Source organism: Synechococcus sp. BSA11S, assembly GCF_014224355.1.
Lineage (GTDB): Bacteria > Cyanobacteriota > Cyanobacteriia > PCC-6307 > Cyanobiaceae > Regnicoccus_A.
The window spans coordinates 214,574-227,263 of the sequence record NZ_VNWP01000003.1 but is presented as its reverse complement, the minus strand read 5'-3'; the positions used below and the strand labels follow the sequence as shown (position 1 = coordinate 227,263).

14 protein-coding genes and 1 tRNA gene are annotated in these 12,690 nt (G+C 67.0%); 4 read left to right on the top strand and 11 right to left on the bottom strand.

Annotation, left to right across the window (positions count from 1 at the left end):
• Positions 1 to 32: 32 nt before the first annotated feature.
• The 3 genes from def to FPZ61_RS04390 form a co-directional block, all read right to left on the bottom strand.
• Positions 33 to 569, bottom strand: a complete 537-nt coding sequence (gene def, locus FPZ61_RS04400) for a peptide deformylase (protein WP_185465137.1) — start codon at positions 567 to 569, stop codon at positions 33 to 35.
• 24 nt (positions 570 to 593) lie between these two features.
• On the bottom strand, positions 594 to 716 hold the full coding sequence (locus tag FPZ61_RS04395) for an AbrB-like transcriptional regulator (RefSeq protein WP_185465136.1): 123 nt from the start codon (positions 714 to 716) through the stop codon (positions 594 to 596).
• 108 nt (positions 717 to 824) lie between these two features.
• Complete coding sequence (locus FPZ61_RS04390; protein ID WP_255441346.1) at positions 825 to 1,220, bottom strand: transglycosylase SLT domain-containing protein; 396 nt, start codon at positions 1,218 to 1,220, stop codon at positions 825 to 827.
• Positions 1,221 to 1,559: 339 nt separating this feature from the next.
• Here FPZ61_RS04390 and FPZ61_RS04385 point away from each other — a divergent pair, with 339 nt between their 5' ends.
• Together FPZ61_RS04385 and FPZ61_RS04380 are read left to right on the top strand one after the other, a co-directional pair.
• Entirely contained in the window at positions 1,560 to 1,742 is a 183-nt protein-coding gene (locus FPZ61_RS04385; protein WP_185465135.1) for a conjugal transfer protein TrbI, read from the top strand.
• Positions 1,735 to 2,019 carry a CDGSH iron-sulfur domain-containing protein gene (locus FPZ61_RS04380; protein ID WP_185465134.1) on the top strand — a complete coding sequence of 95 codons (285 nt, stop codon included), beginning with the start codon at positions 1,735 to 1,737 and terminating at the stop codon, positions 2,017 to 2,019. Before FPZ61_RS04385 ends, FPZ61_RS04380 begins: the two co-directional genes overlap by 8 nt.
• Positions 2,020 to 2,029: 10 nt before the next feature.
• On the opposite strand, the gene FPZ61_RS04375 is transcribed toward FPZ61_RS04380, so the two are convergent.
• Both FPZ61_RS04375 and FPZ61_RS04370 read right to left on the bottom strand, forming a co-directional pair.
• On the bottom strand, positions 2,030 to 4,297 hold the full coding sequence (locus FPZ61_RS04375; RefSeq protein ID WP_221629762.1) for an ATP-dependent RecD-like DNA helicase: 2,268 nt from the start codon (positions 4,295 to 4,297) through the stop codon (positions 2,030 to 2,032).
• Positions 4,298 to 4,693: 396 nt separating this feature from the next.
• Positions 4,694 to 4,765: transfer RNA gene (locus tag FPZ61_RS04370), tRNA-Thr, on the bottom strand.
• Positions 4,766 to 4,811: 46 nt separating this feature from the next.
• Between FPZ61_RS04370 and FPZ61_RS04365 the strand changes: the two genes are divergently transcribed.
• Positions 4,812 to 5,066 carry a DUF3493 domain-containing protein gene (locus FPZ61_RS04365; protein WP_255441345.1) on the top strand — a complete coding sequence of 85 codons (255 nt, stop codon included), beginning with the start codon at positions 4,812 to 4,814 and terminating at the stop codon, positions 5,064 to 5,066.
• On the opposite strand, the gene FPZ61_RS04360 is transcribed toward FPZ61_RS04365, so the two are convergent.
• The 6 genes from FPZ61_RS04360 to FPZ61_RS04335 form a co-directional block, all read right to left on the bottom strand.
• Complete coding sequence (locus FPZ61_RS04360; RefSeq protein WP_185465133.1) at positions 4,998 to 5,687, bottom strand: low-complexity tail membrane protein; 690 nt, start codon at positions 5,685 to 5,687, stop codon at positions 4,998 to 5,000. The two genes, FPZ61_RS04365 and FPZ61_RS04360, sit on opposite strands and share 69 nt — an antisense overlap.
• Before the next feature lies 1 nt (position 5,688).
• On the bottom strand, positions 5,689 to 9,039 hold the full coding sequence (gene infB, locus FPZ61_RS04355; protein ID WP_185465132.1) for a translation initiation factor IF-2: 3,351 nt from the start codon (positions 9,037 to 9,039) through the stop codon (positions 5,689 to 5,691).
• Positions 9,040 to 9,102: 63 nt separating this feature from the next.
• Positions 9,103 to 9,393, bottom strand: a complete 291-nt coding sequence (locus FPZ61_RS04350; protein ID WP_185465131.1) for a YlxR family protein — start codon at positions 9,391 to 9,393, stop codon at positions 9,103 to 9,105.
• A complete protein-coding gene (gene nusA / locus FPZ61_RS04345; protein ID WP_185465130.1) occupies positions 9,390 to 10,832 on the bottom strand; it encodes a transcription termination factor NusA in 1,443 nt (480 codons plus the stop codon). Before nusA ends, FPZ61_RS04350 begins: the two co-directional genes overlap by 4 nt.
• Positions 10,833 to 10,876: 44 nt before the next feature.
• Positions 10,877 to 11,344, bottom strand: coding sequence for a ribosome maturation factor RimP (gene rimP, locus FPZ61_RS04340; RefSeq protein WP_185465129.1), 468 nt, complete (start codon positions 11,342 to 11,344; stop codon positions 10,877 to 10,879).
• A gap of 149 nt (positions 11,345 to 11,493) precedes the next feature.
• Positions 11,494 to 11,772, bottom strand: a complete 279-nt coding sequence (locus FPZ61_RS04335) for a hypothetical protein (RefSeq protein ID WP_185465128.1) — start codon at positions 11,770 to 11,772, stop codon at positions 11,494 to 11,496.
• Between the two features lie 128 nt (positions 11,773 to 11,900).
• Here FPZ61_RS04335 and FPZ61_RS04330 point away from each other — a divergent pair, with 128 nt between their 5' ends.
• Complete coding sequence (locus tag FPZ61_RS04330; protein WP_185465169.1) at positions 11,901 to 12,689, top strand: metallophosphoesterase; 789 nt, start codon at positions 11,901 to 11,903, stop codon at positions 12,687 to 12,689.
• Position 12,690: the final 1 nt, after the last annotated feature.

Sequence of the window (12,690 nt, the reverse complement as noted above, 5' to 3'; positions counted from 1 at the left end):
GGGAGAGTTCCCCGCGATTTCTCGGGAATTGCTCATACGACGCCAGGCAACAGACCAGAGGCTTCAAGCTCATCCGTGAAGCCAAAGGCCCGGGTGTCCTCAAGTCGATCAGGAAAGAGCACGCCATCGAGATGGTCGCACTCGTGCTGGACCACACGGGCGTGGAACCCATCCACTGATCGTTCGATCAGATGGCCCTCTGAATCGAAGCCTCGGTAATGAACCCGCCTCCAGCGACTCACCTGTCCTCGCAGGCCCGGCACACTGAGACACCCCTCCCAGCCGAAATCGCGTTCCTTCTCGATCGGGGTGATCTCCGGATTGATCAGCACCGTTTCTGGTATCGGGTGCGCATCCGGATAGCGTGGGTTGACGGTGATTCCAAAGATCACCACTCGCAGCGGTACGGCGATTTGCGGAGCGGCCAGGCCCGCCCCATCACGTGCCGCCATGGTGTCCCGCAGATCCGTGATCAAAGCAAGCAGATCAGGTGTTCCAAACCTGGTGACGGGGAGGGACATCTTTCGCAGACGTGGATCCCCCAGGCGCAGCACGGTTCGTTGTGTCATGAACGCTCCTCCATCCAGAAGTCCTCACTCCTCCTCGTTAACCTCACCCACAGGCACCAACCGGATCTGCTTGCAGTCAAGCTTGATCTCGAACTCTTCACCTGTCTTGAGATTGAGCAGGGCGGTGTAGGCCTTGCCCTTAACCATGCCGGCCCCATTCTCAAACTTGTGATCGCTGAATGATCTGGTGAGAACACACACAACGAGCTGATGGCGTTGCGGAAACCGCCTGATATCGATCGGTGATCCGAGTGCTCATGGCTGACCGCCCCAGGGCCTCCAACCCGACTGGCGAAAGAGGCGATAGGCCACGGTGCTGTTGACGATCGGATCCAGCAGCTGGTCAGGCGAGTGGATGCCCATTGTGGCCATCAACCGACGGTGGGCCGTGTAGTGGATCTGGAACAGCCCGAGGCAGGCCCCGGCACAGCCACGGGCGGTGGGGGATAGGCCGCTCTCCAGGCGTGCCAGCCGGATCGCCGACTCGTGGTGCGCAGCGGGCCATACCTGGCGGATGGCCGTGAGCACGTGGGATCGGCTCGCTTGATTGGCTTGAGCAGCGGGAGCCAGCCAGGCAGTGCCCCCAAGGGCCAGGGTTGCACCAAGCAGCAGGGGGATGGATCGACCGGGAGAAACAGCGTGAAACGGCATTCATCCACCCGGCCAATTGCGTCGGACGCTACCGGCTCCGAGGCAGGTTGACCAGTGACCGACCCGTCAGCGAATTCTGCTCAGTGTCGACCTGCTGGAGCACCGTCTCCCGCGCCGGAGCACAGCACCCGGTAGCCCCATTTTTGCTGCTACCTGTGAGCAACCAAGACAGGCATGGCTCCAACCGATGCCTGAGCGGCTCCATGAAGAAGGGCGCCCCGCTTGAGGCCTCTGATTCATCCATAGCCTCCCTGGCCCGCCCTGCCGGCACGGCAGGCAGGCCCTCCCGAGCTCCGGAGGCTCCAGACTGGTTCCCACTGCCCTGAACAAGGAGAGGCCATGACCACCACCCTGGAGAAACCAGCCGCGCTCCAGTGCGCCTGCCCAGGCTGTCACTGCACGGTCCAGGCGGACTCAGCGGTCCGCAGCGGCACCGTGCTCTTCTGCAGCGACGCCTGCGCCACGGGACATCCCAACGGCGAGCACTGCCATGCCGGCTGCGGCTGCGAATGCCATGGCTGAACCTGCTCCGTCTCCGGCAGGACCGATTCCCCTGGAGCTGCCGGCCGGCGTGCACCAGCTCTGTAGCTGCGGTCGCAGCCGCCATGGCTGGTTCTGTGATGGTGCCCACCTGGGCACCGGCCGGCTGTTCCGCGAATTGCATCTCGAGCAAGCCTGCACGGTGATGGTCTGCGGCTGTGGTCACTCCCACCGCTACCCGCTCTGCGATGGCAGCCATGCCAGGCCGCCCCGCCGCCCCTGGTGGATGGTTTGGGGCAGAGCAGCTCGATCGTCCTGACCGCTATCGCTCAGCTGAGCCATTCCGCCAGCTTGGTGTACCGCCTGCGGCCCAGGTGGTTATTCACGGCCATTGCCAGGGCTTTCTTCTGGCCCACCAGCACCACCAGTTGCTTGCCACGGGTGATGCCGGTGTACACCAGATTGCGCTGCAGCATCGCGTAGTGCTGGGTAAGCAAAGGGATCACCACGGCGGGGTATTCGCTTCCCTGGCTCTTGTGGATCGTGCAGGCATAGGCGGGAACAAGGTTGTCGAGTTCACCCCAGCCGTAGGTCACCTCACGCCCGTCAAAGCGCACCACCAGTTCACTGGCCTCGGCGTCGATCGTTTCCACGGTGCCGACATCGCCGTTGAACACATTCTTCTCGTAGTCGTTGGCCACCTGCATCACCTTGTCGGCCGGTGAGAACCGCCAGCCGAAACGCTCCACCTGCTCGGTGGGGTCGGGGTTGAGCAGTTGCTGCAGCTCCACGTTCAACGAGCGTGAGCCGCAGCCTCCGCGGGCCATCGGGCAGAGCACCTGCACCTGGGCGATCGGATCGAGGCCAAAGCGGGCCGGGATGCGCTCACCCACCACCTTGAGGATCAACGCCACCGCCTGCTCGGGTGTCTCGGCGGGAAGGAAGTAGAAGTCGGTGGTGGCATCAGCCGGCGGCGGTCGCAGATCTGGGATGGTGCCCGCATTGATCGTGTGGGCGGTGGTGATGATGCGGCTGGACGCCGCCTGGCGGAACACCTCCGTGAGCCGGGCCACCGGCAGGGCGCCGCTGTTGATCAGATCGGCCAGTACCTGGCCTGGCCCCACCGAGGGCAGTTGGTCCACATCGCCCACCAGCAGCAGGGCAGCCTCGGGTGGGAGGGCGTCCAGAAGGGAGGCCATCAAGGGCACATCCACCATCGAGGTTTCATCCACCACCAGCAGATCGGCTTCCAGCGGCAGCTCGGCCTTGCGCTTGAAGCCGAAGGCCGCCGGGTCGAACTCCAGCAGCCGGTGGATCGTTTTCGCCTCCAGCCCTGTGGTTTCAGCCATCCGCTTGGCGGCACGGCCGGTGGGGGCGCAGAGCAGGATGCGCAGCTTCTTGGCCGCCAGGATGCGCAGGATGGCGTTGATCAGGGTGGTTTTCCCCACCCCCGGCCCGCCGGTGATCACCAGCACCTTGCTGGAGAGGGCCTCTTCCAGCGCAGCCTTCTGGCTGGCGGCCAGCTCAAGGCCAAGGCGTTGCTCCACCCAGGGAATCGCCTTGCTGGCCTCGATGCCTCCCCAGGGCGTGCGGCCTTGCGCAAGCTCCTGGAGTGCAGCCGCGATGCGCCGCTCATCACGGTGCAAATTCGAAAGGAAGATGGCCTCGTCTCCGCCCAGGGTGTCGGCCATCACGGAGCCCTCGCTCAGCTCCTGATCCAGGGCGCTCTGGATCAGGCCGCTCTCCACCGCCAGCAGCTCACCGGCCAGCTTGAGCAGCTCGGCGGTGGGCAGACCGCAGTGGCCCTGACCACTGGCCTCCAGCAGGGCGTAGCTGATTCCAGCGCGCAGGCGGATCATCGCCTCGGGTTCGATACCCAGCCGTCTGGCAATCGCATCGGCGGTGCGGAAGCCGATGCCGCGGATGTCGCGCGCCAGGCGGTAGGGGTTCTCGGCCATAACCTGCACGGCCTCGTTCCCGTACGTCTTGAAGATGCGCACGGCCCGGGCGGTGCCGACGCCATGGCTGTGCAGGAAGACCATGATCTCGCGCACCACCTTCTGATCGGCCCAGGCCTGGCTGATCCGCTGGCCCCGCACCGGGCCGATGCCGGGCACCTCCCGCAGGCGCTCCGGGGCCTGCTCGATCACCTCGAACACCTCCTCCCCGAAGACCGCCACAAGCTTGCTGGCATAGATCGGGCCGATGCCGCGGATCATTCCTGAGCCCAGGTACTTCTCGATGCCCTCGGCGGTGGTGGGCGCGGAGGCCCTGAGGAAGGAGGCCTTGAACTGCTGGCCGTGTTCGCGGCTGTTCACCCAGCTGCCGCTCACCGTCACCCATTCGCCGGCGCTGATCTCGGCGGCATGACCCACCACCGTCACCAGGTCGCGGTGGCCGCGTGCCTTGATGCGCAGCACGCAGAAGCCGTTCTCGGCGTTGTGGAAGGTGACGCGCTCGATCGAGCCCGCCAGTACCTCGGTGGGTTGCGGGCTGGCCTGGGCCTGATCGGGAGGAGACGGGCGTGGCAGGGCGGCAGTGGCCGGTGGGCTCACCTCATACTCCAAGGCCAATCGTGCTGTCCGCTGGGTGGCCATGGCGACTGTCGCCAGTTCTGTTCCACCATCGTCTGGCGTAGCTGATCAGCCGTCGATTCCTGCCGACAGCCACCCAAGGTGCCGTTGCGTGCTGGTGCCTGCCTGATGCCGTTCGTGTTCACGCCATGGGGGAAGTCCTTCTCGGACTGTGTTCAGCGTTTCCTTGTTGAGCGCCGGCTGGCCTGGCTTTCATGGCGGGGGGAATTACTACTCGAGCGATCGACTGTCTTAGCCGAGGTCGTAGAGAAGAGCGGCTTGGTGATCGAATCAGAATGTTCTCCGATACTTTGGATGTGCTGTCCCATCAGGTTGTTCAGGCCTGCAACTTAGCAAGCCGCTGGTGGGCACTTCATGCCAGCTGACTGCTGAAGGGCTCAGATCGATGTATGAAACTGAAGCCGGTGATCGGACTTGAACCGACGACCTACTGATTACGAATCAGTTGCTCTACCACTGAGCTACACCGGCACCTGAATGAAATTAGCATTGAGCTGTTCTGCACGATCCACGGCTGATGCCTTCCACCCTCCCCAGGCCGAAGCCGACTCCCTTGGACCCTGACCTGCGGGAACGGTTGATGGCGGAAGCCAAGGCCCCCTGGAAAGGGCTGCGGCGTGCCCTCTGGTTTGCCCTGACGGCCTCGGGAGGAATTGGACTGGCGGCCATGGCCATGCGCTCCTCCGCAGGCGCAGAGGTGCCCTCAGGAGACCTGCTCATCCAGCTGGGGGCCTTGATCGGCTTCGGCCTGCTCCTCTGGCGCGACCGCTGAGCTGCTCTCGACCGACTGCGGTGGGCTGTCCTGGGACAGGCTGAGGGGATCTGGGAGCAGCAGGGGCAGCCCGAGGCTCAAGCGCTCCTTCGCGAGCGCCTCGAGGGTCATCGCGGGGGTTTCAGCCACCAGATCAGCTCCGCGGCTGAGCAACCAGCTGGCCTGGAGCAGCTGCTGGCCCTGCCAGACCAGAACGGCCAGAACGGGCAGGGTCAGGAGCATCGTGACCAGCCGTGAGGCCTCCGCCAGGGGAGCGATGGCGGCCATCTGGGCGGAGAGGGCGTCGAGGCTCCAGATCGCCGGCAGCAGCAGCAGACCCCAGCCTGCCGCCAGCAGACGAACAGCCAGGGGCGACTGCAGCGCACTCAGACGCCGCTGACCCTCCCGCCTCCCCCGGGCTGGTGTTTGCAGCAAAAGCAGTGACCAGCAATCGGCTGGCCGCTGCCAGAGCAGCACAGCCGGCAGCAGGGCTCCGAGGGCCCAGAGCAACAGCCGCTCGATCGCCGGAACCGGCCCGGGATCGGCCCCCGCCAGAATCAGGACCACGGCCAGCAGCTCCGCCGGGATGGCCGCCAGAGCGAGCAGCTGCAGCCAGAGGAGGGGTTCGCTGCGGGGGTTCACATCAGGTGCTGAGGGTGCGGCGTTGGGTGACCAGCTTGTAGGCGATGACGCGATCGCCGTCTTGCCAGTTGGCAAAGCGATCGCAACCGATGCCGCACTCGAAACCCGTGGCCACCTCCTTGACGTCGTCCTTGTTGCGACGCAGGGAATCGAGGTCGCCCTCGAACACCACCTGCTTGTTGCGCTGGATGCGCACCTTGCAGTTGCGTTGCAGCTTGCCGCTGGTGACGTAGCAGCCCGCCACGGCACTCTTGCCGATCGTGAACACGGCCCGCACTTCGGCTTCGCCGAGGGGCTCCTCCACCAGCTCCGGCTCCAGCAGGCCCTCCATGGCCAGCTGGATGTCTTCCAGGAGCTTGTAGATCACGTCGTAATCGCGGACATCGACGCCGTTGGCATCGGCGGCCCGCTTCGCACCGGAGGCCATCGAGGTGTTGAAGCCCACGATCACCGCGCCGGAGGCGGCAGCCAGGTCCACATCGGTTTCGGTGATCTCGCCAGGGGCGGAGAGCAACACGCGCACCTGCACTTCGCCCTGGGGCAGCTGCTCGAGTGAGCCAAGGATCGCCTCCACGCTGCCCTGGACGTCGGCCTTGAGGATCAAGTTGAGCTCCTTCAGTTCCCCCTCACTGGCCTGACCCGACATCGAGGCCAGAGACACACGGCGGGACGCCATCTGCTGAGCGAGGCGGGTGGCGCGGGCTTCATTGGCCCGATCCCCCACAACGGCACGGGCCGTCTTCTCGTCGGTGTACACCTCGAATTCGTCGCCGGCGGTGGGAACTTCGCTGAAGCCCAGGGCCTCCACGGCTGCCGACGGACCTGCCGTCTTCACGCGCTTGCCGGTGTCGTCGACCATGGCGCGCACCTTGCCCAGCACGGGGCCAGCCGCCACCACATCGCTGGCCTTGAGGGTGCCGTTCTGGATCAGCAGCGTGGCCACAGGCCCCTTGGCCTTGTCGAGGTGGGCCTCGATCACGGTGCCCTTGGCCATGCGATCCGGATTGGCCTGGAGATCCTCCACCTCGGTCACCAGCAGGATCATCTCCAGCAGTTTGTCGATGTTCTCGCCCTTGATGGCGCTCACCGGCACCATCACCGTGGTGCCGCCCCAGTCTTCGGCGACCAGTTCCAGGGAGGAGAGTTCCTGCTTCACGCGCTCGGGCTGGGCGCCCTCCTTGTCGATCTTGTTGATCGCCACGATGATCGGCACCTCAGCGGCCCTGGCGTGGCTGATGGCCTCCAGGGTCTGGGGCCTGACCCCGTCGTCGGCGGCCACCACCAGCACGGCCACATCGGTGACCTTGGTGCCACGGGCCCGCATCGCCGTGAACGCTTCGTGGCCCGGGGTGTCGAGGAAGGTGATGCGACGGTCCTCCCCGGCATGGGGGATCGTGACCTGATAAGCCCCGATGTGCTGGGTGATGCCGCCGGCTTCTCCAGCCGCAACGCGGGTCTTGCGGATCGCATCGAGCAGGCTGGTTTTGCCGTGGTCGACGTGGCCCATCACCGTGACCACCGGTGGGCGACGGATCAGGTGATCGAGATCGCTGTCCTCGATCATCTCGACCGTCTTCTTGGCGGCCTCCTCGACGTCGTCCTGGAGCACGGGCACCCCGAATTCATCGGAGACCGTTTCGATCGTGGAGAGATCGAGGGTCTGGGTGACCGTGGCGATGATCCCCTTGAAGAACAGGGATTTGATGATCTCGGAGCTCTCCACGCCCAGGCGGTCGGCAAGCTCCTGCACCGTGAGGTTTCCCTCCGGCACGATCAGCATTTCGGGGCGGGTGGCCTTGGCTTCCCGAGCGGCACGCAGTTCCATGGCGCGGCGCCGCTGGCGCTGCCGGGTGGTTTCCTTCTTGCGCTTGCGCATCGCCACCACGGGCTTGGCGCCAGGGGTGGTGGGGCGGGTGCGGGGCCTGGCCGGCCGGGCCAGGCTGGCCTGGAGCACCATCGCCTCGTGCTCGCCGGCGTAACCGCCGGTTTCGGCGGTGAGCGCATCATCGTTGTCGCCGATGATGTGCACCTTCTGGCGCTGCTTCTGCGGCGACTTGCTGCGCAGGGCCTCCAGCTTGGCGCTGTCGTCCCATTCCGGACGTCGTGCACGCCCCGGCCCGGCGGCCTGGGGTGTGCGGAATGCCGGACGCCTGGGCGCTGACGGTGGGGTGGCCGTTGGCCGGTTCGCATCAGGCGTTCCTTCGCCACGTTCCGGCCGACGGGGTGGGGCGGCGGTTGGGCGGCTGCCGGGCTTCTGAAGCTGCATCAGCTCGCCTGGTGCCACCGGTTTGCGCATGCCCTGGGGCATGCCGGGTCGGACGGGGGCTCCGGGCCGGCCGGTGCTCCCGGGACCTGCGGCGTCCCGGCGGATCGGTTTGCCCACCAGCTCCAGGGGGCTGCGGGCCTGGGTGGGACGGCTCACCTGGGGTGTGGGGCGCTGGGGAGCGCCCGCCGGCCTCTGGCTCAGGGCCGGCCGTCCCGACGGTGGTGCCGGACGGTTGCTGCTGCCGGGCTGGCCGGACTGGGGGCGACCCACCAGCTGAGGCCGCCCGGCCCCGGAGCCGCCGGGATTGCGGACGGGCGCCGGGGCGCCGGGGCGTTGCGAGGTGGCAGGCCGGGTGGGGGCAGGCGCACTCCCCCTGGGCACGGGCCTGGGACTGGTGGCAGGCCTGGGGCTGGTTGGGGCAGCCGATTCCGGCTTGCGCACCTGGGGCGGCTCGGGCTTGCTCACCGGAGGGGCCGGTGGCCGGGCTGGGGCTGCCACCGGTTTGGCCGGGGCTTTCACAGCGGCGGGTTTGGCTGGCGCCCCGGGCCGGGCTGGGGCGGGGGAGCCGGGGGCCTGGCGGTTGGCCTGGGGCACCACTGTCCTCACGACCGGCGCCTGGGGGGCGGGAGGTGTTGGGGCCGCCGGCTTCGGCGCGGAGGTTCTGGGCGCCGCCGGCTGGGCCTTCGCTGATCCGGCTGGGGGCTGGGCGACGATCTCAGGCCTGGAGACCGGCTTGGCGATGGGGGGCTTGACGATTGCCGGCTTGGTGATGGCGGGCTTGGCCACTCCGCTGGCACCAGCCGGTGGGGTGGGCGCGGCAGGAGCGGCTTTCTTCAGGGAAAGGATGGCTTTGCCGGGCTCGCTGGCCGCAGGGGTGGGCCGGCTGGGCTGAGCCTCCGTGGCCCTGCCACCGTTGCCGTGGGTGGTGATCAGGCTGCGGATGCGCTCGGCCTCGCCATCGCTGATGGAGCTGCTGTGGCTCTTGACCGCAATGGACAGCTTCTCGGCGGCGTCGAGCACGTCCTTGTTCTCCAGGCCCAGGTCCCGGGACAGCTCATAAATTCTGACTTTGCCGCTGCTGGTCATTCAGGTCTCCGATCGGTCGGGGCACCGGGTGCCGCCGGGCCCCACGCGCGGTGCGGCCACTGTTCATCTTGCCTCAGAGGCTGCAGCGCGTGACTCGCGCAGCCGTTGGTCCAGTGCCGTGTAGATGGAATCCGACACCGGACAGCGCAGGGAGCGCTGGAGGCGTTTGCGCCGCCTGGCTTCCTCGATGCAGCTGGGGGAGGGGCAGACATAGGCCGAGCGGCCCATGGCCCTGGGGGAGGCAACCTCGAGAACCACACCGTCACGGTTCTGGCGGATGATCCGACAGAGCAGACGGCGGTCACGGAGCTCACGGCACGATACGCAGCGCCGCAGCACGATGCGCTCGCTCACCGCACATCCACGGTGGCTTCGGCCACCGGCTCCGCCGCGGCCACCTCGGTCTCAGCGACCGGTTCTGTCTCGGTGCCGGTGGCCGCTTCAGCCTCAGTCTCGGGTTCGGGTTCCCCAGCTTCGTCGTAGCTGTCGTAGCCCTCCTCGTCTTCCGGGAGGGGATACAGCTCCCGCAGGCGGGCATCCTCCTCGGCCCGGGCGGCCTGCTCCACCGCCAGGCGGGCTTCGGCCTCGGCCTGCTGCCGCTCGTCCTCCTCCCGCAGGGCAATCAGTTCGGCCGCCCGGGCGTCCTCACTCACCTGGTCGTACTCGGCGGCGTTCTTGATGTCGATCTTCCAGCCGGTGAGACGTGCCGCCAGGCGGACGTTCTGGCCTTCACGGCCGATCGCCAGACTGAGCTGGTCGGGGGGAACCAGCACATGGGCGTGTTGCCCTTCCGGATCCACCAGGCGCACCATCTCCACGCGGGCGGGGCTGAGGGAATTGGCCAGATACTGACCCGGATCGGGCGACCAGCGGATCACATCGATCTTCTCGCCCCGCAGCTCGTTGACCACCTGCTGGATCCGGGAGCCGCGGGCTCCGATGCAGGCGCCCACGGGGTCCACCTCCCGCTCGACGCTGTCGACGGCCACCTTGGTGCGAGGGCCAACGGCCCGAGATGGGGGATTGGCTTCACGGGCGACCGCCACGATCCGCACTGAGCCCTCCTGAATTTCAGGCACCTCGTTCTCGAACAGGTACACCACCAGACCGGCATTGGCCCGGGAGACGAACAGCTGGGGTCCGCGGCGGGGCACCTCGCTCACCTCCTTGAGGAACACCTTGAAGGTGGCGTTGGCCCGGTAGTTGTCATTGGGGAGCTGGTCGCGGCGAGGCAGCTCCGCTTCCACCTCCGGCCGGCCCAGACCGGAACTGACGGCCATGATGATCGACTGGCGCTCGAAGCGGATCACCCGGGCCGTGAGCACAGGATCCTCCAGATCGGCGAACTCCTCCTGGATCATCCGGCGCTGCTGATCCCGCAGCTTCTGGGCCAGCACCTGCTTTGTGGTGGAGGCGGCCATGCGGCCGAAATCGTCTTTCTCGGGGGTGACATCCAGCACCACGGTGTCCCCGATCTGGGCGTCCTCGGCCACCTGCTGCACTTCGGAGAGGGCGATCTGGTGGTCGTCGCTCTCCACCTCCTCCACGATGATCTTGCTGGCCAGCACCCTGTAGCCCTCCTCGTCGAGGTCGAGGGCCACATCGAAATTGCTGAAGTAGTCCTCCTCGAAGGGGTCTTCACTGATGCCGAGATAAAGGGTTCGGCGGTAGCGCTCGTAGCCCTTCAGCAGCGCTTCGCGCAAGGCGGCTTCCACCACCTGGGTCGGAAGCTTCTTCTCCTCACTGATGTCCTCGATCAGGTTCTGCAGACCGGGGAGGAGAACGAGTGCCATCGGGTCGAAGGGGTGGTGGTGAGGGGGTGGGGAGAGTGACGGGGTCAGTCCCTGGGGGTGACCAGGCAGACGGAGATCACATCGGCGCGGGAAAGGCGACGGATGCGGCCGCGCTGGTTGAGCTGGACGTGCTCCTCGTCCCGTTCCAGCAGGAGGCCTTCGCGGGTGGTCTCCAGGCCTTTGGCATCCCGCAAGCGCACAGCGACCGGGAACCCACGGAAACTGTGGAAATCACGGTCCTCGAGGAGCTCCTCGCCGATCCCCGGGCTGCTGATCTCCAGAACATAGGCCGAGGGCATCAGCGTGCTCGTTTCCATGGCCTCGCCGAGCACCCCGCTGAAGGCGGCGCAGTCATCGAGGTTGACGTCCCGACCATCGGCATGACGGATCTGGACCACCAGTGCCAGGGGCACCCTGTGGGCCTGGATCTCGACCCCCTTCAGCTCGAGGCCGGAAGCCTCCGCCAACGGGGTGACCAGACGCTCCAGTTCGGGGATCAGTGGATGGGGCACCAGCAGGGGTGGAATCGGGTCGGACGCCCGACCGGCCACTGCAGTGAACTGCCCCTGCCATCGAGGCCGGCCGAAAGCCGCTCTCGAGAACCAGGATGATGCCCGCCGGGCATGACCTTCACCCTACAAGCCGGTCTGGATGACCCCGCTCAGGCCGGGGGCTGGGCCCCGCCGGGTGCGTCGAACAGGCCCAGGCTGGGGGCTTCGCCGTAGAAGTCGTCGGGGCCGACCTCGCCCCGTTTGTCCTGGTCCTGGTTGAGGCAGCGTTGGGGTTCCCTGACGTACTGGCAGACCCTGGCCCAGAGCTTGGCGCGGGTTCCAGGGGCGCCCTGACTGAAGAGCACCTGGTCCTCTCCGCCCACCATGCCTTGGATCTCCACCTGGCAGAGAGCGCATCGCACACGGGTGCCGGGAGGGATCGAGGCCATGGGCTGGCAGCGCTGTTGCGGCAACTTAGTGTGAAGGCCCCCATCTGTGGCCACTTCTGTTGCGACCCCTTCAAGAGTGGGTCCCGAGTCAGCCGGATGCAGGGGCTCCCTGCTCCGGTTCAGAGCCCCTGAGGGTGTTGCAGCTCAGCGATCCCCACCTGCTGCGCCAGCAACAGGGTCGCTACAGGGGGCGTACCCCCTTCAAGCAACTGCGTCACAGTCTCCTTCAGGCCCTCGACGCCGTTGGTGCTCCGCCGGATCTGCTGCTGATCAGCGGTGATCTCTGTCAGGACGAGAGCTGGGGTGGCTACGTCCAGCTCCGAACCCTGCTCACCGCCACCGGCCTTCCCCTGGCGCTGCTGCCGGGGAACCACGATCACCCGCTCCTGCTGCAGGCGGTGCTCGGATGTCAGGCCGTGCTGGCGCCCGCTGAGCTCCGAATGGGCTCCTGGCGCCTGCTGCTGCTCTCCAGCCACCGGTGCGGCGATGCGGGCGGATGGCTCGGCGCTCCGCAGCTGGCCTGGTTGCGTCAGTGCCTGCTCCGCCGGCAGGCTCCCTCCCTGGTGATGGTGCACCATCCGCCGCTGCCGATCGGCTCCCCGCTCTTCGATGCGATCGGGCTGCGGGATGGGGCCCAGCTGGCCGGTGTCCTCGCCGAGGCCAGCGCACCGGTGATCGTGCTCTGCGGCCACGTCCATCAGCACTGGCAGGGGTTTCTGGCAGGTGAGCCGGCCATTCCCGTCCTGGCTTGCCCGTCCACCCTCTGCGCCTTCGAGGCGGTGCAACCCTGCCCTCTGGGGCGTCCCCATGATCCCGGCGGGCGCCTGCTGGAGCTCCACAGGGATGGCAACTGGAGCCACAGGCTGCTGCGCTGGTCGCCCTGTCCGGAGACGGCGGCGACCGATTCAGCCACCTAAT

Coding starts and splice junctions, on each gene's coding strand:
- FPZ61_RS04390 (WP_255441346.1), bottom strand. CDS start 1,220: ATGCCGTTTCACGCTGTTTCTCCCGGTCGATCCATCCCCCTGCTGCTT.
- FPZ61_RS04385 (WP_185465135.1), top strand. CDS start 1,560: ATGACCACCACCCTGGAGAAACCAGCCGCGCTCCAGTGCGCCTGCCCA.
- FPZ61_RS04375 (WP_221629762.1), bottom strand. CDS start 4,297: ATGGCCACCCAGCGGACAGCACGATTGGCCTTGGAGTATGAGGTGAGC.
- FPZ61_RS04380 (WP_185465134.1), top strand. CDS start 1,735: ATGGCTGAACCTGCTCCGTCTCCGGCAGGACCGATTCCCCTGGAGCTG.
- FPZ61_RS04395 (WP_185465136.1), bottom strand. CDS start 716: ATGGTTAAGGGCAAGGCCTACACCGCCCTGCTCAATCTCAAGACAGGT.
- nusA (WP_185465130.1), bottom strand. CDS start 10,832: ATGGCACTCGTTCTCCTCCCCGGTCTGCAGAACCTGATCGAGGACATC.
- def (WP_185465137.1), bottom strand. CDS start 569: ATGACACAACGAACCGTGCTGCGCCTGGGGGATCCACGTCTGCGAAAG.
- FPZ61_RS04365 (WP_255441345.1), top strand. CDS start 4,812: ATGCCTTCCACCCTCCCCAGGCCGAAGCCGACTCCCTTGGACCCTGAC.
- infB (WP_185465132.1), bottom strand. CDS start 9,039: ATGACCAGCAGCGGCAAAGTCAGAATTTATGAGCTGTCCCGGGACCTG.
- FPZ61_RS04335 (WP_185465128.1), bottom strand. CDS start 11,772: ATGGCCTCGATCCCTCCCGGCACCCGTGTGCGATGCGCTCTCTGCCAG.